Here is a 20,320-nt window from a genome sequence, read left to right on the forward strand (position 1 = left end):
GTCCGGTACGGGTCAGCCCAGCGGCGGGGCGAGCGCCTCGGTGATCCGGCGGGAGGCCCGGCGGGCCTCGGTCGCCGGGTCGCCGCCGCTCAGCACCTTCGTCATGTACCCCTTGATCGGGTTGTCGGCCTCGACCGCCGCCCACTGAGGGACGTTGGGGGTCGCCCGGCCGTGCGCGGCGCCCGCCGCCATGGCGGCGACCCCCTCCTCGCCCGCCACCGCGCCCGCGAGGGTGGTCTTGTTGGGCACGTAGTTCATGGTGCGGGCGAGTTCGGTGTCCCACTTCGCGCCGACCAGCGCCCCGACGACGGCGGTCGCGGCGAACTGGTCGTCGGTGTTCTGCGGGACGACGAGGTCGGAGCCACCGGTGAACACTCTGCCGGGCCGGGCGGCGGTCCTGCCCGGAACCGGGAAGAAACCGAGCTTGCCCTCCAGCTCCGGGTTCCGCTGCACGATCGACCCGGCGAGCCCTGGTACGGCGATGATCTGCGCCACCTTGCCGCCGGCGAACACCCCGGCCTGCGGCGGGTGTTCCTCGTCGGCGTCCACGGGTCCGCCGCCGAGCGCCTGGAGCCTGCGGTAGAAGTCCATGCCCCGCAGCGCGGCGGGGGTGTCGAGCGCGCCGTGCCACTCGAAGTCCTTCTCCGCGGCGAGGTCGCCGCCCTCGTCCCAGATGAAGCCGGAGAGGGTGTACCAGTCCTGCCCGGCGAGGTAGATGCCCTGGTTGTCGCCCGCGTCGAGCTTCTCGGTGTCGGCGATCCACTCGTCGCGGGTCTTCGGCGGGTGCGTGATGCCGGCCGCCTCGAAGAGGTCCTTGCGGTAGATGACCACCCGGTTGGCCGCGTACCAGGGCACGCCGTACTGCTCGTTGCCGGACTTGCCCGGCTCGGCGAGGCCGGGCAGCCAGCGCTCCTTGCCCCAGTCGCGCACCGACTCCAGGGTCAGGTCGGCGAGCCGGCCGTCGTCCACGTAGAGCGGGACCTGGGTGTTGCCGACCTCGATGACGTCGGGGGCGTCCTTCGCGTCGGGCCTGAGCGCCGCCCGAACCTTCTCCACGATCCCGGTCCACTCCTGGATGCGGATGTCCAGGCGCAGGTCCTTGTGGGTCCGCTCGAAGTCCTCGGTGAAGCGCCGCAGGAAGTCCGCGGAGGCGCTGTCCTTCATCAACCACACGGTGACGGTCTGCCGTTCGTGCGTGCCGGGCAGGACACCGCAGGCGCTGACGAGGGAGCCGGTGGCGCAGAGGAGGGCGAGCAGACGACGTCTCACGAGGGGTCCTGTTCTGTCTGGCATGGGAGGTGCGGACAGGGTGGGAGGCCCGACATGGGGGGACGAGCAACGGGCTCGTGCGGGTGTGCTGGATTTTGGTATGGACCAATGCGTTGGTCAAGCGGTACCGATGGTTACGCAGGGGTACGCAAGCGACGCCTCGCGCGACGGGCGGGGATACGGCACGGTGGATTACGGCGTGACACCCCGGTCACGGCGTCCGTGAGGCGCGGGCACAGCGTCGCGCCCGCACGGCGGAGAGGAGCACCCGCATGACGAACAACACCTACCGGGTCACGGAGATCGTCGGCACCTCCCACGAGGGCATCGACCAGGCCATCCGCAACGGCATCGCCCGCGCCGACCAGACCCTGCGCAACCTGGACTGGTTCGAGGTCTCCCAGGTCCGCGGCCAGATCGAGAACGGGCGGATCGAGCACTACCAGGTGTGCATGAAGGTGGGCTTCCGCCTGGAGGAGTCGGACTGACCCGGGGCGGCCGTCAGGTCCGGCCCTCGCGCTCCTGGGCGTCCTCCAGCGCGGCGGAGCGGTCGGCCCAGCCGGCCCGCAGGACGGTGAGTCCGGCCCGCTCGGCGTCGTCGCAGACGAGTCGGTCGTCGTCGACGAGGACCCGCACCTCGCGGTCGCGGGCGAGCCGGCGCAGGATCTCCAGCTTGGTGAACCGGGCGGGCCTGCGGTCGGCGTTGCCCCGCATGTGGACGCGCCCCTCGGGCAGCCCGTGCTCGGCGAGCCAGTCCAGCGTCGCCCGCCGGCAGCGCTCGGGCCGCCCGGTCAGGTACACGATCTCGCACTCCCCGGCCTGTTCCAGGGCGAGCGCCACGCCTTCGGCGAGCGGCGGGTCCGCGGGCGCGGCCGAGAAGAACCCGTCCCAGTCGCGCGGCCGGCGCTCCAGGAAGTGCTGCCGGTGCGCGGTGTCGGCGAGGGTGTTGTCGAGATCGAACACGGCGACCGGGCGCCCGCTGCTGTCTGCCACGGGCTCACCCTAGCTAGCGGTGGTTTGTTGACGGCGGGTCAGGATCGCAGTAGTCCGGTAGCAGAGGAACGTCGCTTCGCCGCCTGGGGGCTTGTGATGACCCGTCGTCTGCCGTGTCCGCCCGCTCCAGGCCCGCTGGAAGCCTACGCCGCCCGCTTCGATGACCTGTTCTCCACACTGGCACAGCGCCGCGGGTTCCGCGAGTACCTCGCGGGGCTACTGCTGCCGCGGGACCGCAACAAGACGTTGACCTGCCTGGCCGGCACCGAACCCGTCGTGGGCGCCCAGCACCCCTCGGTGCAGCGGCTGCAGTTCTTCGTGTCCGAGTCGACCTGGGACCACGAGCAGGTCAAGCCCGCAGAGTGGAATTGCTGCTGTCCGACCCCGCGACCGCGCCCCACGCGGGCGGGGTGCTGGTGATCGATGACTCGGGCGACCGCAAGGACGGCAAGGCGACCGCCCACATCGGCCGGCAGTGGCTGGGGCGGCTGGGCAAGACCGACAACGGCATCGTCACGGTGACGACCTGCTGGGCGGACGAGAACCTCTACTACCCGCTGCACGCCGTGCCCTACAGCCCCGCCCATCACTTCCCCAAAGGCAAAACCGACCCCGACTTCCGCACAAAGCTGCAGATCGCCGCAGAGCTGGCCCGCACCGCGAAGGCTGCCGGGGTGGCCTTCCGGGCCGTTGCCGCCGACTGTGCCTACGGCGACCAGGACCGCTTCCGCGGGGACCTCGCCACAGCGGGGTTGCCGTTCGTCATGGCTCTCAAGCCGAGCCACGGCACCTGGGCCTACGGCAAGGACGCCTACACCCTCGTCGACGCCGCCCGCGCCTTGACCTGGACGGACCCCGAGCATCCCGGCGACTGGACCCCCGTCGAACGGACCTTCCGCGACGGGCACACCGAGACCTGGTGGGCCGCCGACGCCCACCTCGGCTGGTGGGGACCCGACGGAAACGTCCGTCTGGTCGTGGCGACCACAGACCCGACCACCCTGCCCGCGCAGTCCACCTGGTACCTACCCACCGACCTGCCCCGCCCCGGCAGTCCCCGCGAGGCCGACAGCCCCGACCAGCCGCCGACCTGGCAGAAGTCGTCCGGATCTACGGCATCCGACACTGGATCGAGCAGAGCTACAAGCCGGTCAAGGACGAACTCGGCTGGGCCGACTTCCAGGTCCGCTCCGACACTGCCATCCGCCGCCACCAGACCCTGGTCACCTGCGCGTTCTCATTCTGCTGGGACACCTGGTTCGCCCAACCTCCACCCCGGGAGCCCATCGCCGTCCCAGCAGTCCCGCCGGCTGCCACGCCAGCGGGACCGGCTGAGAGGGGGCCCAAGTGGAACCCACCAGCCCCAACCGGCCAGCTGGCCCAAGGCGATTCGCGCCGTCCGGGCCTGACTCGACCCCTGGACCACCCTCCAACGTTGCTGGCGATCCTGGAGCACCGCACCACCGCCACCCGAACTCCAAGCCCTGATCAACGCAGTCGGCGCAGGCCACCCACTTGGCCTCTACTCCTCGGTTTAACAAACCACCGTTAGATCCGTGCGCGGGCAATCGGGCATGATGGTGCCTCCTCAGTGATGGGGAAGCCGGTCCGGTGGTCCGCCAAGATCAAGCCGGACCGGCCTTTGTGTTCTCTGGGGCCTATTCGTGCAGCCAGGTGATGGTGACGCGCTCCTCCCCCGCGAACTTCGCGCCGGGCCGCGCGGCCTTCACCACCGTCACGCGAGCGACGGCGAGGCGTAGGAGGTCCCGGCGCATGGGGAGGTCCGCCCCGTCCCACGTCTCCTGAAGCCAGACGTGATCCAGCAGAAAACTGATGTCCACGACCTGGCTTCCGTGAATGGCAGCGCGCCCCTGGGCCGCCTCCAGGTCCCGCTTCACCTCGTCGTGGAGTTCGTAGAAGAGGAGGTCCGCCCTCTCGTACAGGCCCGCCTGACGGTCCCGCATGAGCCGTTCACGGGCGGCCTCCGCCTCCTTCAGGGCGTCCAGGGCCTCCTTTGCCTCCGCGGTCTCTCTGGGCCGCGTGAGGGCGTTCCAGCGCTTGGCCACGACGCCCAGCAGTTCGTCCTCCGGGTCACCGCTGTCGAGTCGGGCCAGGAAGGACTCCGCAACGAACGTGTCCAGCTTGCCGATTAGGACCATGGCCGGTTTCGGGCAGGGTGCGCCTGCACTGATGCGGGCACAGCGGTACGACTCCCCCGTTGACGCCATGGAGCCCCCGCACCCGGCGCACTTGACCAGGCCGGTAAGGAGTTGGCTGGCCTTCCCCCTGGTCGACCCGTTCGGGATCTCACGGCGGCCGGTCACGGTCAGGCGGGCCAGGCGGACGAGGTCCGGCGGTACCGGCTCGACGCCGTCAGCAAGGATGGACACCCGCTTCCCCTGCTTGTTCCGGTACGGGCGCGAGACGCGGGAGTTGCCCTCCGCGGCCTCCACCTGGAGGCCTTCGTAAACGGGATGATGAACGATCTTGCCGATCATGTTCGCCCGCCACTGCTTCCCGGACGGCGACGGGATGTGGGCCCAGTTGAGCCGGCGTGCGATCGCACGTGTGGATACGCCGTTGGCGGCGGCCCGATAGATCATGAGCACGATGTGCCACGGCACCACGTCGTGGGCCAGCTTCCGCGTGCGCTTGTCGGCGACACGGAACCCGTACGGGAGTAGGCCTACCCAGGCGCCCTCTTCACGTTGCTGTCGCTTGGTGCCGCGGACTCTGTGCGACAGGAGGTCTGAGTACTCCTTTGCCTGTTCGGCAGCGTCAATGAGACGACGGCGGTCGCGTGGCTCCGCACTGTCCAGGCGCTCATAGTCGGCGACGATCCGGCGGCCACGGTCAAGCAGCGGGACGACGGACCCGGCGCCCTTCCTGGACCAACGGTCAACGGCGTAGCACCACAGTGCGTGGACCTCCCCGGCGGCCAGCGCGGCAAGGGCGTTGTCAAAGTCCGGGCGGTCAGTATCAGACCATGCCCCGATGTTGTCCTTCCACACCTTCCGGACGGTGCAGCCATTCTCATCGGCCCATTGGCGCCCCCGGGCCTCTTGGGCACGGAACGTCAGGGCGCGCACGCCTTCGCGGTCCCGGCGGCTCTTGCGTAGGTACAAATCAACTTCGGGCATCGGCCCCCCATGGTCAGGCGACTCAGTGTTGCAGAATTGCTATGGGGGTGTCCGCTGCTTCCTGATGTCCGAGCACCACGGCGTGCCCGGAGTCGCCGGATCCGCGCCGACCGTGCTCGCCGCCGCCGTCGCCGCGGCGACCCGCACCATCCGGGTCGGCACCGGCGGGGTCATGCTGCCCAACCACCAAGCCCTGGTCGTCGCCGAGCAGTTCGGTGTGCTGGAGGCGCTCTTCCCCGGCCGGATCGACATGGGGCTCGGCCGCTCGGTCGGGTTCACGGACGGGGTGCGCAAGGCTCTCGGCCGGGACAAGCAGGACGCCGAGGACTTCGCGGCCCGGCTCGGCGAGTTGCTGGGCTGGTTCGAGGGGACCTCGCCGACCGGGGTGCACGCCCGCCCGTCGGAGGGCCTGCGGGTGCCGCCGTTCGTGCTGGCGACAGGTGAGGGCGCGCTGATCGCGGCCCACGCGGGCCTGCCGATGGTGATCGGGGATCTGCGCGGCCGAGCGAAGATGCTGCGCGGCATCGAGCAGTACCGGTCCCGGTTCCGCCCCTCCCCCTGGGCGTCCGAGCCGTACGTGGTGATCTCGGGCACGATCGCGGTCGCCGACGCCCCCGAGGCCGCCCGCCGGCTGCTGGTTCCGGAGGCCTGGGCCATGGCGTACTCCCGCACCCACGGCACCTTCCCTCCGCTGGATCCGGCCGAGGACGTCCTGGCCCGCACGATGACCGCCAAGGAACGGGGCTTCTACGAGGCCGGTCTCGCCGGGCACGTCTTCGGCACCGAGGAGCAGGTCGCGCGAGAGCTGGAGACGGTGCTGAAGGAGACGGGCGCCGACGAGGTCCTCGTCACCACGAGCACGTACGACCGGGGTGCGCTGCTGGACTCGCACCGGCGGCTCGCCGCCCTGTTCGGGGCCGCCCCCTGAACGGGCCCGAGATGCGAACCCGGCCGGGCCCCGGGACCCTGGGAGTGGACCTCAATCGACGAGGAGGGCTGCCATGTCCGTGATGGACAAGCTCAAGCAGATGCTCAAGGGCCACGAGGACCAGGCCGACAAGGGCATCGACAAGGCCGGCGACATGGTGGACGAGAAGGCCCAGGGCAGGCACAGCGGCCAGGTCGACGCCGCCCAGGACCAGCTCAAGCGGCAGCTGAGAGACACCGACAACCCTCCGCAGTAGGAGTTCCGCCAGCGGGCTAGGATCGCGGGGTTTGTCCAGGCCCCGGCACGCCCGTACGGAGTTCTCCGCGATGCACAACCCCAATGATCCGTACGACCCCTACGTCCGCGTCCGTGGCGCCCGCGAGCACAATCTCAAGGGCGTCGACGTGGACATCCCGCGGGACGTGCTGGCGGTGTTCACGGGCGTCTCCGGCTCGGGCAAGTCGTCGCTGGCGTTCGGCACCGTCTACGCCGAGGCGCAGCGCCGCTACTTCGAGTCCGTCGCGCCGTACGCGCGCCGGTTGATCCACCAGGTCGGGGCGCCCCGGGTGGAGGAGATCACGGGGCTGCCGCCCGCGGTCTCGCTGCAGCAGCGCCGTTCGGCCCCCGGTTCGCGGTCGTCGGTGGGCACGGTCACCAACCTCTCCAACTCCCTGCGCATGCTGTTCTCGCGGGCCGGTGACTATCCTCCGGGCGCCGAACGGCTCGATTCCGACGCGTTCTCGCCGAACACGGCGGCGGGCGCCTGCCCGACGTGTCACGGCCTCGGCCAGGTGCACCGCACCACGGAGGAGTTGCTGGTCCCCGATCCCGCACTGTCGATCCGCGAGGGTGCGATCGCCGCGTGGCCGGGTGCCTGGCAGGGCAAGAACCTGCGCGACGTCCTGGACACCCTCGGCTACGACGTGGACCGGCCCTGGCGCGACCTGCCCGCCGAACAGCGGGAGTGGATCCTGTTCACGGACGAGCAGCCGGTGGTCACCGTCCACCCGGTCCGGGACGCCGACCGCATCCAACGGCCGTACCAGGGCACGTACATGAGCGCCCGCAGGTACGTGCTGAAGACGTTCTCGGACACCAGGTCCGCCACCCTGCGGGCCAAGGCGGAGCGCTTCCTGGCCAGTGCGCCCTGCCCGGCGTGCGGGGGCAGCCGGCTGCGGCCGGAGGCGCTGGCGGTGACGTTCGGGGGCAGCAGCATCGCCGAGCTGGCGGCGCTGCCGCTCACCGATCTGGCGGGTGTGCTGCACGGGAACACGGAGACGGCCCGGGTGCTGACCGGGGACCTGCGATCGCGGATCGCGCCGGTCGTCGAGCTGGGTCTCGGCTATCTCAGCCTGGACCGGGCCACCCCCACGCTGTCGGCGGGCGAGCTGCAACGGCTGCGGCTGGCCACCCAGTTGCGTTCGGGGCTGTTCGGAGTGGTGTACGTGCTGGACGAACCGTCCGCCGGACTGCACCCGGCGGACACCGAGGCCCTGCTCACCGTGCTGGAGCGGCTGAAGAGGGCCGGGAACTCGGTGTTCGTGGTGGAGCACCACCTGGAGGTGGTGCGTGGCGCCGACTGGCTGGTGGACATCGGCCCCGGTGCCGGCGAGTACGGCGGGCAGGTGCTGTACAGCGGGCCGCCGGCCGAGCTGGCGTCGGTGCCGGAGTCGGCGACGGCGGCCTTCCTCTTCGACGAGTCGCCCGGCCCGGCGCGCCGAGTGCGCGAGCCGCGCGGCTGGTTGAGGGTGGGCCCGGTCACCCGGCACAACCTGCGCGCGGTGACGGCCGAGTTCCCGCTCGGCGCGTTCACCGCCGTCACCGGCGTGTCCGGATCCGGAAAGTCCACCCTGATCGGCGAGTTGAGCGAGGACCTGGCCGGCGTCGACCGGCTGGTCCGGGTGGACCAGCGGCCGATCGGTCGCACCCCGCGCTCCAACCTGGCCACGTACACGGGGCTGTTCGACGTCGTGCGCAAGGTGTTCGCGGGAACCGAGGAGGCACGCGAGCGGGGTTACGGCGTCGGGCGGTTCTCCTTCAACGTGGCCGGGGGGCGCTGCGAGACCTGCCAGGGTGAGGGGTTCGTCAGCGTGGAGCTGCTGTTCCTGCCGAGCACGTACACGCCCTGCCCGGACTGTGCCGGCGCCCGCTACAACCCGGGGACCCTTCAGGTGACGTACCGGGGGCGGAACATCGCCGAGGTGCTGGACCTGACGGTGGAGGCCGCCGCGGAGTTCTTCGCGGACATCCCGGCGGCCGCCCGCAGCCTCGGCACGCTCCTCGACGTCGGCCTCGGCTATCTGCGCCTGGGCCAGCCCGCGACCGAGTTGTCCGGTGGCGAGGCCCAGCGGATCAAGCTGGCGAGCGAGCTCCAGCGCGGCCGCCGGGGTCACACCCTCTATCTGCTCGACGAGCCGACGACCGGTCTGCACCCGGCCGACGTCGAGGTGCTGATGGACCGGCTGCACGGCCTGGTCGACGCCGGGAACACGGTCGTCGTGGTCGAGCACGACATGACGGTGGTCGCGGGCGCGGACTGGGTGATCGACCTGGGTCCGGGCGGCGGCGACGAGGGCGGGCGGATCGTGGCGGCCGGTCCGCCGCAGCGGGTCGCGGCGGCGGAGGGCAGTGCGACGGCGCCCTATCTCGCCCGGGTCATGCCCTGACGCTCGCGCGTCCTGCCATGACCTCCCGTATCGTGCTGTGACGCTCGCGGGTCATGCCGCCGTGACCGGGGCGGGCGGCGGCGGGGTCACCAGGGCCGCGTGGGTCCAGGCGGGCTCCGGGTTCACCGGCTGGGCGGCCTGGGCGAGGGAACGGCGGTCCGGATGCGTGCCGGGCTGTATCACCGGCCGTACGTCCACCTCGGCCACCAGACCCCGGGTGCGGGCCACCCGCCACAGGGAGGCGAGCAGGGTGTCCTCGCCGACGAACGCGGCCGTCGTGCTCGCGGCCGCTCCGCCCTCCTGGCGGTAGCGCAGCCGCACCGGCTGCACGGGCACGCCCGCGTCCAACGCGGCCTGGAACACCGCCCGGTGGAAGCGGCCGTGGGCCCGTCCGCACCAGGTGCTGCCCTCGGGGAAGGCGACCACGGCCGCCCCCTCCCGCATGGCCTCGGCGATGCGGGCGACCGTGCCGGGCAGGGCAAGCAGCCGGTCCCGCTCGATGAACAGCGCCCCGCCGCGCGCCACCAGGGCGCCCGCCACCGGCCACTGCCGGATCTCGGTCTTGGCGAGCATCCGGGCGGGGCGTACCGCGGCCAGCAGCGGGATGTCCAGCCAGGAGACGTGGTTGGCGACCAGCAGCATGCCGCCGGCCGGTGCGGCGGTGCCGGTGAGGCGGACCTGGACCCCTATGGTCCGCACGATCGTCCGGCACCACCGCCTGACCCACTCGGCGGGGATCCTCCCGCCGAGGGGGGCCAGCACGATCCCGGCGAGCACCAGGATCGCGACCGTGGTGAGCCGCAGCACGGCACGGGGTACGGCCGCCGCGGGCACGGCCGGTTCCACACAGGCGCCCGGGGTGCAGGGCGCGGCGGGCAGCCAGACGCTCATCAGGCCGGCACGAGGGAGAGGAAGTGCTTCAGATAGCGCGGGTTGACCCGGCGCATCGAGAGCAGCACGTACAGGTCGGCGACTCCGAAGTCCGGGTCGTGCGCGGGCTCGCCGCACACCCAGGCGCCGAGGCGGAGGTAGCCGCGCAGCAGGGCCGGAAGTTCAGGGCGGGCGGGCGGGGGAAGAGGAGTGTGGCCGGCCGGGACCTCGGCGTTCGGGATCCAGGGGAGCAGCGGACGTACCCGGAACTCCTCGGGCGCCAGGTGCTTGGTACGCACCCGCTCCCAGGTGCCGGTGGCCAGCGCACCGCCGTCGGCGAGCGGCACGGAGCAGCAGCCGGCCAGCCACTCGTGGCCCCGGTCGACCATGTAGCGGGCTATGCCGGCCCAGATCAGGCCGATGACCGCGCCGTCGCGGTGGTCGGGGTGCACGCAGGAGCGGCCGACCTCGACCAGCCCTGGCCGGATCCCGTCGAGCGCGGCGATGTCGAACTCGCCCTCCGAGTAGAGTCGTCCGGCGATCGCGGCCCGCTCCGGGGGCAGCAGCCGGTAGGTGCCGACGACCTGTCCGGTGACGGTGTCGTTCACCAGCAGGTGGTCGCAGTACGCGTCGAAGGGGTCGACGTCCAGTCCCGGCTGCGAGGTGGCCAGCAGGGCACCCATCTCGCCGGCGAAGACGTCGTGCCGCAGCCGCTGGGCGGCGCGGACGTCGGCCTCGTCGCGGGCGAGGGTGACGGTGTAGCGGGTGGGTGCCTCCGGCTGCGGAGGACGGTCGAGCGTGGTGACGCCGGTCATGGGACTCTCCATGGTCACGGGCCGCGGTCGGCGGGGATGGCAGACCGTCGGTCCGGGCTGCCTGTCCTGTTCTTCCGACGCCGGTTGGCCTCCGCGTGACCGAGGACCGGAGAGTGGGTGTGGGCTTGTTGAACGGCGCGTGGGCGATCATCGGGGGAAAACCAGACGGGGCCGGAAGGAGCACCTCTCCCGGCCCCGCCCGTCCGCCCACTTGTCGGCGAACGTTCACGTTTGCGCCCCGAAAGGGGCGCGGGGCCGCATCGCCTTGTGGCTCCACCTCGTGGGCGTGACCAGCCACAACGCTCGCGCGGCCCGCGACGGAACTACCTCTTTCCCGCCTTGCGGGTGGCCCGCAACCACTCCTTGTTCATGCTCGTGATGGACATGAGCGGGATTCCCTTGGGGCAGGCGGTGGCGCACTCACCGGCCAGCGTGCACCCGCCGAACCCCTCCTCGTCCATCTGCGCCACCATGTCCAGCACCCGCGTCTCCCGCTCGGGCGCCCCCTGGGGCAGCACGTTCAGGTGGTTGATCTTCGCGGAGGTGAACAGCATCGCCGCACCGTTCGGGCACGCGGCCACGCACGCTCCGCAGCCGATGCACTCGGCGTGCTCGAAGGCGAAGTCGGCGTCCGGCTTCGGCACCGGCGTCGCGTGGGCCTCCGGTGCGGCGCCGGTCGGGGCGGTGATGTAGCCGCCGGCCTGGATGATCCGGTCGAACGCGGACCGGTCGACGACCAGGTCCTTGATCACCGGGAAGGCGGCGGCCCGCCAGGGCTCGATGTCGATCGTGTCGCCGTCCTCGAAGGACCGCATGTGCAGCTGGCAGGTCGTGGTGCGCTCCGGGCCGTGCGCGTCGCCGTTGATCACGAGCGAGCAGGCGCCGCAGATGCCCTCACGGCAGTCGTGGTCGAAGGCGACCGGGTCCTCGCCCTTGAGGATCAGCTCCTCGTTGAGCGTGTCGAGCATCTCCAGGAAGGACATGTCGGAGGAGATGCCGTCCACCTCGTACGTGGACATGGCGCCTTCGGCGTCGGCGCTCTTCTGCCGCCAGACGCGCAGGGTGAGCCTCATGCGTAGCTCCGCTGGGTGGGGTGGACGTACTCGAAGACCAGGTCTTCCTTGTGCAGGACGGGGGCCGCGCCGGTGCCGGTGAACTCCCAGGCGGCCGCGTAGGAGAACTCCTCGTCCCTGCGGGCCGCCTCGCCGTCCGGGGTCTGCGACTCCTCGCGGAAGTGGCCGCCGCAGGACTCGCTGCGGTGCAGGGCGTCGAGGCACATCAGCTCGGCGAGTTCGAGGTAGTCGACGATGCGGTTGGCCTTCTCCAGCGACTGGTTGAACTCCTCGCCGGTACCGGGCACCTTGATGCGCCGCCAGAACTCCTCGCGGATCTGCGGGATGCGCTCCAGCGCCTTGCGCAGTCCGGCGTCGGTGCGGGCCATGCCGCAGAACTCCCACATCAGTTCGCCGAGTTCGCGGTGGAAGGAGTCGGGGGTGCGGTCGCCGTCGACGGCGAGGAGCAGGTTGACACGGTCCTCGGTCTCGGCCAGCACCTCCTGGACGGCCGGGTGTCCGTCGGTCACCGCCTCCTGGTGCGGGTTGCGCGCCAGGTAGTCGTTGATGGTGGCCGGCAGCACGAAGTAGCCGTCGGCGAGGCCCTGCATCAGCGCGGAGGCGCCGAGCCGGTTGGCGCCGTGGTCGGAGAAGTTGGCCTCGCCGACCGCGAACAGGCCCGGGACGGTGGTCTGCAGGTCGTAGTCGACCCACAGGCCGCCCATCGTGTAGTGCACGGCCGGGTAGATCCGCATCGGCACCTCGTACGGATCCTCGTCGGTGATCCGCTGGTACATGTCGAAGAGGTTGCCGTACTTCGCCTCGACGGCATTGCGCCCCATGCGCGCGATCGCGTCGGCGAAGTCCAGGTAGACGCCCTGGCCGCCGGGGCCGACGCCCCTGCCCTCGTCACAGACGTTCTTCGCGGCGCGGGAGGCGATGTCGCGCGGGACCAGGTTGCCGAAGGAGGGGTAGATGCGCTCCAGGTAGTAGTCGCGCTCGTCCTCGGGGATCCGGTGCGGCGGGCGGGTGTCGCCCTTGGCCTTGGGCACCCAGATCCGGCCGTCGTTGCGCAGCGACTCGCTCATCAGCGTCAGCTTCGACTGGTGGTCGCCGGTGCGCGGGATGCACGTGGGGTGGATCTGGGTGAAGCAGGGGTTGGCGAAGTACGCGCCGCGCCGGTGCGCCCGCCAGATGGCGGTCGCGTTGGAGTTCATGGCGTTGGTCGACAGGTAGAAGACGTTGCCGTAACCGCCGCTGGCGAGGACGACGGCGTCGGCGAAGTACGTGTCGATCTTCCCGGTGATGAGATCACGCGCCACGATGCCGCGCGCCCGCCCGTCCACGACGATCAGGTCGAGCATCTCCGTGCGCGGGTGCATCTCCACGTTCCCGGCCGCGATCTGCCGCGACAGCGCCTGATAGGCGCCCAGCAGCAACTGCTGGCCCGTCTGCCCGCGCGCGTAGAACGTACGGGAGACCTGGACGCCGCCGAAGGAGCGGGTGTCCAGCAGGCCGCCGTACTCGCGGGCGAACGGCACGCCCTGCGCCACGCACTGGTCGATGATCTCCACGGAGATCTGCGCGAGCCGGTGCACGTTGGACTCCCGGGCGCGGAAGTCGCCGCCCTTGACGGTGTCGTAGAACAGCCGGTGGATCGAGTCACCGTCGTTGCGGTAGTTCTTCGCCGCGTTGATGCCGCCCTGCGCGGCGATCGAGTGGGCGCGGCGCGGGGAGTCCTGGTAGCAGAACTGGACGACGTGGTAGCCCTGTTCGGCCAGGGTGGCGCCCGCGGAGCCGCCCGCGAGGCCGGTGCCGACGACGATCACCGTGTGCTTGCGGCGGTTGGCCGGGTTGACCAGCTTGGCCTCGAAGCGACGCGTGTCCCAGCGCTCGTGGATCGGGCCCGAGGGGGCCTTGGTGTCGACGGCCGGTTCGCCGGTCGTGTAGTCGGTGTACTGCGACGAAGCAGTCATTCTCAGCTCACCACTCCGGTCATGACGCCCACGGGTACGGCGATGAAACCGGCCGTGAGCAGCAGCGCGAGGATGTCGGCGACGGTCTTCAGCGCGCGGTCGCGGGCGCGGCTGCCGACGCCGAGGGTCTGGGCGGCGCTCCAGAAGCCGTGCCGGATGTGCAGGCCGAGCGCGAGCATCGCGACGATGTAGATGACGTTGCCGTACCAGGTGGAGAAGGTGTCCACCACGTTCTGGTACGGGTGGCCCTCCTGGAAGCCGCCACTGTGCACGGTGCCGGTGGTCAGGTCCAGGACGTGCCAGACGATGAACAGGCCGAGGATGATGCCGCCCCAGCGCATGGTGCGGGTGGCGTAGCTCGCCCTCGGCTTCTTGTGCACGTACTTGCTGGGGCGCGCCTTGATGTCGCGGCGGCTGAGCTGGTACGCGGAGGTGGCGTGGGCGGCCACGGCGACGACGAGGACGATCCGGATCAGCCAGAGCGTCCACTCGTAGTGCATGAAGGGCTCGCCGACGGTGCGCAGCCAGTGGGCGTAGTGGTTGAACTCGCCCGCCCCGAAGTAGATCTTCAGGTTCCCGATCATGTGCACGACCAGGTACAGCAGCATGATCACACCGCTGACGGCCATCACCGTCTTCTTGCCGACGGAGCTGTCCCACATCGTTCTCCCGCCCGTCGCCCGACCACCACCCCTCACGGAGCGCTGTCGCGCGCCTTCCTTGTTCGACGGCCGTCGGTCCGTCCGCGTTGCCAGAGCCATGGAAAGGACGGTAGGGGCGGGACCCCCGATCGGTCCAAGACATGGTTCGGCTGGTTTCGATAGGTGGAAGCTATGGTGACATCATGCAGTTCCAGCAGCTTCAGTACTTCGTCGCCGTCGCGGAGACCCGGCACTTCACCCGGGCCGCCGAACTGGTGCACATCGCCCAGCCGTCGCTGTCCCAGCAGATCAAGGCGCTGGAGCGGGAGCTGGGCGCGGATCTGTTCCTGCGCGCCCGGGGCAACATCACCCTCACCGACGCGGGCGAGGCGCTGCTGCCGCTGGCCCGCCGGATCCTCGCGGACGCGGACACCGCCCGGCACGAGGTGCAGGAGCTGGTGCAGCTGCGGCGCGGCCGGGTGCGGCTGGGTGCGACGCCGAGTCTGTGCACCGGCCTGCTGCCGGACGTGCTGCGCGCCTTCCACGACCGCTACCCGGGCATCCGGCTGATGATCGAGGAGGGCGGCTCGCACGACCTGGTGCGGGAGCTGGCCCGTGGCGCCCTCGACCTCGCGCTGATCGTGCTGCCGCTGCCCACACCGGCGCCCGCGCTGACCACGGTGGAGCTGCTGCGGGAGGATCTCGTGGTGGTGTCCTCGCCCGAGGTGCCCGCGCCGGGGCGGGAGGGCCGGCCGGTCGACATCGCCGACCTCGAGGGTGAACGACTCGTGATGTTCCGGCACGGATACGACCTGCGCGAACTGACCGTCGCCGCGTGCCGCTCCGCTGGGTTCGAGCCGGAGTTCGCTGTGGAGGGGGGCGAGATGGACGCCGTGCTGGGGTTCGTGCGGGCGGGGCTGGGGGTGGCCGTGGTGCCGCGGATGGTGGCCGCCCGGGCCGGATCGGCCCTCCGGGTCACCCCGCTCGCCCGGCCGGGGCTGCAGCGGACGATCGCGCTGGCCCACCGCAGCGATGTGGCTCCGCCCAGGGCGGCCAGGGAGTTGCAGCGGATGTTGGTGGAGCGGTGAGGGGGGTTGGTGCGGTGAGAGGGGTTGGAGCGGTGAGAGGGGTTGGAGCGGTGAGAGGGGTTGGAGCGGTGAGAGGGGTTGGAGCGGTGAGAGGGGTTGGAGCGGTGAGGGGGGTTGGAGCGGTGAGAGGGGTTGGTGCGCGGATGCGTCTGCCTCGCGATCGCCGGTTCGGGCTTTCCGTCCGTTGTGGTTGCTCGCGCAGTTCCCCGCGCCCCTTCGGGGGCGCGGCCTCCCCTCAGCCCGTCGCGTCCGCCAGTGCCAGGTGGTGCAGCCTGTCCGGCGGGCCGGGGCGGGCGTAGTACCAGCCCTGGGCGGTGTCGCAGCCCAGTATGCGCAGCTGTTCGGCCTGGGCGCCGGTCTCCACGCCCTCGACGGTGACGGCGAGGTCGAGGCTGTGGGCCAGGGAGACGATGCCCTCGACGATCTTGAGGTCGACGGGGTCGGCGGGGAACTGCTGCATGCCCTGGGTGAAGGAGCGGTCCAGCTTGAGGACGTTGACCGGCAGGCGGCGCAGGTTGGCGAGATTGGAGTAGCCGGTGCCGAAGTCGTCCAGGGCGATGTGGATGCCCATCTCGGCGAGCCGGCGCAGGGGTTTGAGGAGGTCGTCGTCGGCGCCGATGAGGGCGGACTCGGTGACCTCCAGGCACAGGGCGTCCGGGGTGACACCCGCGCGTTCGAGGATCTCGACGGTGTCCTGGACCAGGCCGGGGTGGGTGAGCTGGCAGGGCGAGAGGTTCACGTTGATGCGCAGCGGGCCCGCCGCCTCGCCCTCGCGCTCGCGCCAGGCGCGGGCCTGGCGGACGGACTCCTCCAGGACCCAGCGGCCGAGCGGCACGATCAGGCCCGTGTGCTCGGCCAGCGGGATGAACCGGTCGGGGCCGAGGACACCGTGCTGCGGGTGCAGCCAGCGCACCAGCGCCTCGGCGCCGCGGACGCTGCCGTCGCCGAGGTGGACGAGGGGTTGGTACTCGATGAAGAACTCGCCGCGTTCCAGGGCCGTCGGCAGGGCGGTGGTGAGGCCGTGGCGGGTGATCGCGCGGGCGTCGGCCTCCGGGTCCGCCAGCTCCGAGCGGTTGCCGCCCGCCGACTTGGCCCGGTACATGGTGATGTCCGCGCTGCGCAGGACCTCCGCCGCGGTGCGTTCGCCCGCCGGGCCCTCGACGATGCCGAGGCTGCCGCGCACGAGCAGGTCGCGGCCGTCGATGCTGATCGGGGCGACGAGCGCGCTCATGATGCGCTCGGCGAGTTCGTCGACCTCGCGCTCGGTGTCGGGGCCGGTGGTCAGGGCCACGAACTCGTCGCCGCCGAGCCGGGCGACCATCTCGCCGGGCGCGGTCGCGCAGGACTGGAGCCGGTCGGCGACCTCCACCAGCAGCCGGTCGCCGGCCGCGTGGCCGAGGCTGTCGTTGATGGTCTTGAAGCCGTCCAGGTCGAGGTAGCACAGGCCGAAGCGCTGGCCCTCCCGCGTGGCCAGCGCCTTCTCCAGGCGCTCGAAGAACAGCGTGCGGTTGGGCAGTCCGGTGAGCGCGTCGTGCGTGGCCTCGTAGCGCAGCCTGAGGTGGAGCAGGCGGCGCTCGGTGGTGTCCTCCATGAGGGCGAGCTGGTACTGCGGGTTGCCGTCCGCGTCGCGCAGCAGGGAGACCGTCAGGTTGGTCCACAGGACCGTGCCGTCGGGGCGGTTGAAGGCCTTCTCGACGTGGTAGTGCTCGCGCTCGCCGCGTACGAGTTCCTCGTAGAGCTTCCAGGTCTGGGGCGCGTCCTCGGGGTGCGTCCACTCCGGGATCCGGCGGCCGCGCACCGACTGTCCGGAGACGCCGAACATGCGCAGCAGTGCCTCGTTGACCTGGAGCACGTTGCCGTCGAGGTCGGCGATGCCGATTCCTATGGCCGCGCCCTCGAAGACCGCGCGGAAGCGGGCCTCGCTGGCGTGCAGGGCCAGGGCCACCACGCCCTGGGCCGCCAACGCGGCCTGGGCGATGGCCTCCTGCTCGGCGAGGGTGCGCTCGCGCAGCGCCTGTGCGAACCCGGCGGCCATCGCGTGCTGCAACCGGGAGGACCGCATGCGCAGTTCGTCCTGGGGGCCGTCCTCGCCGCAGTACAGGACGAGGTAGGCGTCGACGCAGTCCAGGGTGCGGGAGAGCGCCTCGGGGTCGGTGCAGTGCGCCCCGACCAGGGCGGCGCCGACCGCCTTCGCCTCGTCGGCGGCGTAGCTGCGGGCCCGCAGCAGTTCGCTCAACCGGCGTGCGAGGGGCAGGAGCAGGTCCTCGAACTCGGCTCGTGTCAACGACGTCGAGGTGACCGGGAAGACCGCCCGGCTCCAGATCGTCGTCAGCCTGCGCAGTCTGTCCTCCGGCCCGTCCGGCTCCGCGCTCACGCCGTACGCCCCACGCCGGCGAATCCGGAGAAGGCGTACGGATCCTCGTCCTCCGGCGCCGACTCCGGGCGCCAGTACGGCATCTGCACCAGTCCGGGTTCCACCATGTCGTACCCCTCGAAGAACCGCGCGATCTCGTCGCGCGAGCGCATGATCAGCGGGTTGCGAATGTCCCTGTACACGTCCACCGCACCCTCGGCCCGCTGGGCGGGCAACGGGATTCCCTCGTACGAGGCATGGGTCAGGATCAGCAGGCTGCCGGGCGCGAGCGCGTCGCGCAGCTCGGCCACCGCACCGTACGGGTCGTCCGCGTCTTCCACGAAGTGCAGTATGGCAACGAGGAGCAGGGCCACTGGGCGATTCAGGTCGATCAGCCGCCCCAGACCGGGACTTGCGAGGATCTCGTGGGGCTTGCGGAGGTCCGCGGCGACCACGGTCGCGCGCTCTTCGCCCGCCAGGACGGCTTCGCTGTGCGCGACGGCCACCGGGTCGTGGTCGACGTAGACGACCCGGGCGTCCGGTACGGCGGCCTGGGCGATCTCGTGCACGTTGCCGAAGGTGGGGATGCCTGAGCCGACGTCGAGGAACTGGGTGATGCCCTCGTCCACCGCGAAACGCACGGCCCGGCGCATGAACGCACGGTTGGCCTGCATGACCTTCGGCAGGCCCGGCATGAACTCCATCGCCTTGCGGGCCGCTTCCCGGTCGACCTCGAAATTGTGGGAACCGCCCAGGTAGAAGTCGTAGATACGCGAGACGCTCGGCACCGAGATGTCGATGTTCCGTGGGGCCCAGGCGGGACGCTCCATGTATCTCTCCAAGGCGTAGGCGGCAGGGACAGGCGCTCCGGTGTTCGAGCTGAGGCTACTGATCGGCCGCCAAAGGAGCGACCCGAAACGGAAATTGACCATCCGTTCCCGGTCACTGCCTGCGGCAAGTGCCCGTCCGACCCCGCTGCGTGACGACCGTCTCCCGAACCCGCCGTCCATGACCCCGTGTCATACGACGGTCCGCCCCCTCCGCGCGGTGCGGAGGGGGCGGACCTGCGACCGGGCGCCTGGGGGGGCGGGGCGATCGACCCTGGGGAGGTGATCTCTACTTGCCCGGCGCGCCGACCGGCTTACCGTCGGGCGCGACGGCGTACCACGTGCCGCCCACGCCCTGACCGTTGGTGTCCCCGGGGGCCTTGTCACCGGAGAAGGTGTAGATCGGCCAGCAGTTGACCGCCATCTGCTTCACACCATCGGGGCGGGTGAAGGGCATCAGGCCCTTCTTCTTGACGCCCACGGTGTCGTCCTCGCGCACCGGGCCGACGGCCGGCCACTTCTCCAGGCAGGCGCCGGTGCAGTTGGAGACGGACTTCGGCCAGGCCTGGTCCTTGAGGAAGCGGTAGACCGTCATCCCCTTCTTGTTGACGATGACGTCTCCCAGCTTGGGGTCCTTGTGGACGGACAGTCCGGGCAGGGACGCCAGGGAGGCCTTCTTGCCGTTCGGGGCGAGCGCGAACCATGTGCCGCCCACGCCCTGGCCGTTCACGTCACCGGAGTTGACGTCCTTGACGTAGCGGTAGGCGGGCCAGCCGCCGACGGTCAGCTGCTTGGTGCCGTCCGCGCGGGTGATCTCGCCGAGGAGCGCCTTGTCGATGCCGGCGCCGGCGGTGGCGTCGTCGGCGGGCACAGGCGGCCAGGTGGTGGCGCAGTCGCCTGCGCAGTTCGACTTGGGCGGATTGGCGGTGTCCTTGTCGAACCGGTAGAGGGTCAGCCCGGAGACGTCCGTCAGCACGTTGCCCAGATCCGGGTTGGCGGCCACGGTCAGTTCGCCCGCGGGGGCGGCCGGGGTCGCGGAGTCGGAGGCCTGGTTGCCGTCGGCGCCGTAGCCGTTGCCCGCGCCGCCGCCCGGGCTGCCGTAACCACCGGCCGGGGCCGTGGCCCCGACGTTCTGGGCGGCCGACGCGGGAGGCGTGGGGTTGTCCTGACCGCACGCCGTCGTCAGCGCCAGCACCGAAGCGGCTGTGGCCACCAGTGAGGCGGTCCGCCAGGAGGTCTTCATCGTCAACTCCCCATATTGGTATGGATGTTGGGGCGCCTCGCCGGGCCGCCGCACGGCCATGGATACGCGGGGAGGGGGGCGGAGTGTTCAACCGGAGCGCATGTTTTTCTCTCCAGGGGCCGCACGGCCGCTCGTGACCGGGGAGCCATAGGGGAACAAATCGGCCACTCACGCCACTTCGGCCCGTCAAACCATGGATCACACTTTGCCGCTCATACGGATCAATCCCGGGGCATCGCGGAGTGAGAGGGCCCCGAGCGCCTCATGATCTCGGTCGTGCATGGACCCGAAGCGACCCGAAGTGCGCCCGCCGCACGGGTGTTGGCCCTGTTGGCACTGACGTGGACCCTGGTGGGCTGTCCGGCCGGAGCGGCGTCGGCCGACGCCTGCGCGTACGCCTCGACGGGCCCCGACGGCACGGTGGCGGTGGCCGTGGCCGGAGGCGGCGGCCACCGTCCG

General features: G+C 71.1%; 16 protein-coding genes and 1 pseudogene. 6 read left to right on the forward strand and 11 right to left on the reverse strand.

All coding sequences use genetic code 11. The annotated features are described in order from the left end of the window. Nucleotides 1–12: 12 nt before the first annotated feature. Nucleotides 13–1,269, reverse strand: coding sequence for an extracellular solute-binding protein (locus ACWD5D_RS30095; protein WP_451375915.1), 1,257 nt, complete (start codon nt 1,267–1,269; stop codon nt 13–15). 272 nt (nt 1,270–1,541) lie between these two features. Here ACWD5D_RS30095 and ACWD5D_RS30100 point away from each other — a divergent pair, with 272 nt between their 5' ends. Further along, complete coding sequence (locus ACWD5D_RS30100) at nt 1,542–1,757, forward strand: dodecin (protein ID WP_451375916.1); 216 nt, start codon at nt 1,542–1,544, stop codon at nt 1,755–1,757. Between the two features lie 13 nt (nt 1,758–1,770). Here the strand turns inward: ACWD5D_RS30100 and ACWD5D_RS30105 are convergent, their stop codons facing one another. Next, nucleotides 1,771–2,262: a phosphatase domain-containing protein gene (locus tag ACWD5D_RS30105; RefSeq protein WP_451375917.1), complete on the reverse strand. Its 492-nt coding sequence runs from the start codon at nt 2,260–2,262 to the stop codon at nt 1,771–1,773. A 96-nt stretch (nt 2,263–2,358) separates the two neighbouring features. On the opposite strand from ACWD5D_RS30105, the pseudogene ACWD5D_RS30110 reads away from it, so the two are divergent. Beyond that, a pseudogene (locus ACWD5D_RS30110) lies at nt 2,359–3,814 on the forward strand (IS701 family transposase). 106 nt (nt 3,815–3,920) lie between these two features. Here the strand turns inward: ACWD5D_RS30110 and ACWD5D_RS30115 are convergent. Next, the gene (locus ACWD5D_RS30115) at nt 3,921–5,402 is read right to left on the reverse strand and encodes a recombinase family protein (RefSeq protein WP_451375918.1); all 1,482 of its coding nucleotides are present in this window, start codon (nt 5,400–5,402) and stop codon (nt 3,921–3,923) included. Nucleotides 5,403–5,466: 64 nt separating this feature from the next. On the opposite strand from ACWD5D_RS30115, the gene ACWD5D_RS30120 reads away from it, so the two are divergent. From ACWD5D_RS30120 to ACWD5D_RS30130, 3 genes are all read left to right on the forward strand, one after another. Then, the gene (locus ACWD5D_RS30120; RefSeq protein ID WP_451375919.1) at nt 5,467–6,330 is read left to right on the forward strand and encodes an MsnO8 family LLM class oxidoreductase; all 864 of its coding nucleotides are present in this window, start codon (nt 5,467–5,469) and stop codon (nt 6,328–6,330) included. 73 nt (nt 6,331–6,403) lie between these two features. Continuing rightward, nucleotides 6,404–6,586: an antitoxin gene (locus ACWD5D_RS30125; protein WP_451375920.1), complete on the forward strand. Its 183-nt coding sequence runs from the start codon at nt 6,404–6,406 to the stop codon at nt 6,584–6,586. Between the two features lie 70 nt (nt 6,587–6,656). Continuing rightward, nucleotides 6,657–8,996: an ATP-binding cassette domain-containing protein gene (locus ACWD5D_RS30130; protein ID WP_451375982.1), complete on the forward strand. Its 2,340-nt coding sequence runs from the start codon at nt 6,657–6,659 to the stop codon at nt 8,994–8,996. 51 nt (nt 8,997–9,047) lie between these two features. On the opposite strand, the gene ACWD5D_RS30135 is transcribed toward ACWD5D_RS30130, so the two are convergent. From ACWD5D_RS30135 to ACWD5D_RS30155, 5 genes are all read right to left on the reverse strand, one after another. Beyond that, nucleotides 9,048–9,887: a lysophospholipid acyltransferase family protein gene (locus ACWD5D_RS30135; RefSeq protein WP_451375921.1), complete on the reverse strand. Its 840-nt coding sequence runs from the start codon at nt 9,885–9,887 to the stop codon at nt 9,048–9,050. Continuing rightward, nucleotides 9,887–10,681 (reverse strand): GNAT family N-acetyltransferase, encoded by a 795-nt coding sequence (locus tag ACWD5D_RS30140; RefSeq protein ID WP_451375922.1) that lies wholly within the window; start codon nt 10,679–10,681, stop codon nt 9,887–9,889. Before ACWD5D_RS30140 ends, ACWD5D_RS30135 begins: the two co-directional genes overlap by 1 nt. Before the next feature lie 323 nt (nt 10,682–11,004). Beyond that, nucleotides 11,005–11,754: a succinate dehydrogenase/fumarate reductase iron-sulfur subunit gene (locus tag ACWD5D_RS30145; protein WP_451375923.1), complete on the reverse strand. Its 750-nt coding sequence runs from the start codon at nt 11,752–11,754 to the stop codon at nt 11,005–11,007. Beyond that, nucleotides 11,751–13,709 carry a fumarate reductase/succinate dehydrogenase flavoprotein subunit gene (locus ACWD5D_RS30150; RefSeq protein WP_451375924.1) on the reverse strand — a complete coding sequence of 653 codons (1,959 nt, stop codon included), beginning with the start codon at nt 13,707–13,709 and terminating at the stop codon, nt 11,751–11,753. Before ACWD5D_RS30150 ends, ACWD5D_RS30145 begins: the two co-directional genes overlap by 4 nt. Nucleotides 13,710–13,711: 2 nt before the next feature. Next, a complete protein-coding gene (locus ACWD5D_RS30155; RefSeq protein WP_451375925.1) occupies nt 13,712–14,371 on the reverse strand; it encodes a succinate dehydrogenase in 660 nt (219 codons plus the stop codon). Between the two features lie 182 nt (nt 14,372–14,553). On the opposite strand from ACWD5D_RS30155, the gene ACWD5D_RS30160 reads away from it, so the two are divergent. Beyond that, nucleotides 14,554–15,438: a LysR family transcriptional regulator gene (locus tag ACWD5D_RS30160; RefSeq protein WP_451375926.1), complete on the forward strand. Its 885-nt coding sequence runs from the start codon at nt 14,554–14,556 to the stop codon at nt 15,436–15,438. A 235-nt stretch (nt 15,439–15,673) separates the two neighbouring features. On the opposite strand, the gene ACWD5D_RS30165 is transcribed toward ACWD5D_RS30160, so the two are convergent. The 3 genes from ACWD5D_RS30165 to ACWD5D_RS30175 form a co-directional block, all read right to left on the reverse strand. Next, on the reverse strand, nt 15,674–17,812 hold the full coding sequence (locus ACWD5D_RS30165) for a putative bifunctional diguanylate cyclase/phosphodiesterase (protein ID WP_451375927.1): 2,139 nt from the start codon (nt 17,810–17,812) through the stop codon (nt 15,674–15,676). Next, on the reverse strand, nt 17,809–18,621 hold the full coding sequence (locus ACWD5D_RS30170; RefSeq protein ID WP_451375928.1) for an SAM-dependent methyltransferase: 813 nt from the start codon (nt 18,619–18,621) through the stop codon (nt 17,809–17,811). Before ACWD5D_RS30170 ends, ACWD5D_RS30165 begins: the two co-directional genes overlap by 4 nt. 286 nt (nt 18,622–18,907) lie before the next feature. Beyond that, nucleotides 18,908–19,861 carry an SCO0930 family lipoprotein gene (locus tag ACWD5D_RS30175; protein ID WP_451375929.1) on the reverse strand — a complete coding sequence of 318 codons (954 nt, stop codon included), beginning with the start codon at nt 19,859–19,861 and terminating at the stop codon, nt 18,908–18,910. Nucleotides 19,862–20,320 lie beyond the last annotated feature (459 nt).

It is taken from the genome of Streptomyces sp. NPDC002520 (assembly GCF_053595235.1).

What these genes read in the sequence shown, in the direction of transcription:
- ACWD5D_RS30100 (WP_451375916.1), top strand. Translation starts at nt 1,542, where the DNA reads ATGACGAACAACACCTACCGGGTCACGGAGATCGTCGGCACCTCCCAC.
- ACWD5D_RS30115 (WP_451375918.1), bottom strand. Translation starts at nt 5,402, where the DNA reads ATGCCCGAAGTTGATTTGTACCTACGCAAGAGCCGCCGGGACCGCGAA.
- ACWD5D_RS30120 (WP_451375919.1), top strand. Translation starts at nt 5,467, where the DNA reads ATGTCCGAGCACCACGGCGTGCCCGGAGTCGCCGGATCCGCGCCGACC.
- ACWD5D_RS30125 (WP_451375920.1), top strand. Translation starts at nt 6,404, where the DNA reads ATGTCCGTGATGGACAAGCTCAAGCAGATGCTCAAGGGCCACGAGGAC.
- ACWD5D_RS30130 (WP_451375982.1), top strand. Translation starts at nt 6,657, where the DNA reads ATGCACAACCCCAATGATCCGTACGACCCCTACGTCCGCGTCCGTGGC.
- ACWD5D_RS30135 (WP_451375921.1), bottom strand. Translation starts at nt 9,887, where the DNA reads ATGAGCGTCTGGCTGCCCGCCGCGCCCTGCACCCCGGGCGCCTGTGTG.
- ACWD5D_RS30140 (WP_451375922.1), bottom strand. Translation starts at nt 10,681, where the DNA reads ATGACCGGCGTCACCACGCTCGACCGTCCTCCGCAGCCGGAGGCACCC.
- ACWD5D_RS30145 (WP_451375923.1), bottom strand. Translation starts at nt 11,754, where the DNA reads ATGAGGCTCACCCTGCGCGTCTGGCGGCAGAAGAGCGCCGACGCCGAA.
- ACWD5D_RS30150 (WP_451375924.1), bottom strand. Translation starts at nt 13,709, where the DNA reads ATGACTGCTTCGTCGCAGTACACCGACTACACGACCGGCGAACCGGCC.
- ACWD5D_RS30155 (WP_451375925.1), bottom strand. Translation starts at nt 14,371, where the DNA reads ATGTGGGACAGCTCCGTCGGCAAGAAGACGGTGATGGCCGTCAGCGGT.
- ACWD5D_RS30160 (WP_451375926.1), top strand. Translation starts at nt 14,554, where the DNA reads ATGCAGTTCCAGCAGCTTCAGTACTTCGTCGCCGTCGCGGAGACCCGG.
- ACWD5D_RS30170 (WP_451375928.1), bottom strand. Translation starts at nt 18,621, where the DNA reads ATGGAGCGTCCCGCCTGGGCCCCACGGAACATCGACATCTCGGTGCCG.
- ACWD5D_RS30175 (WP_451375929.1), bottom strand. Translation starts at nt 19,861, where the DNA reads ATGAAGACCTCCTGGCGGACCGCCTCACTGGTGGCCACAGCCGCTTCG.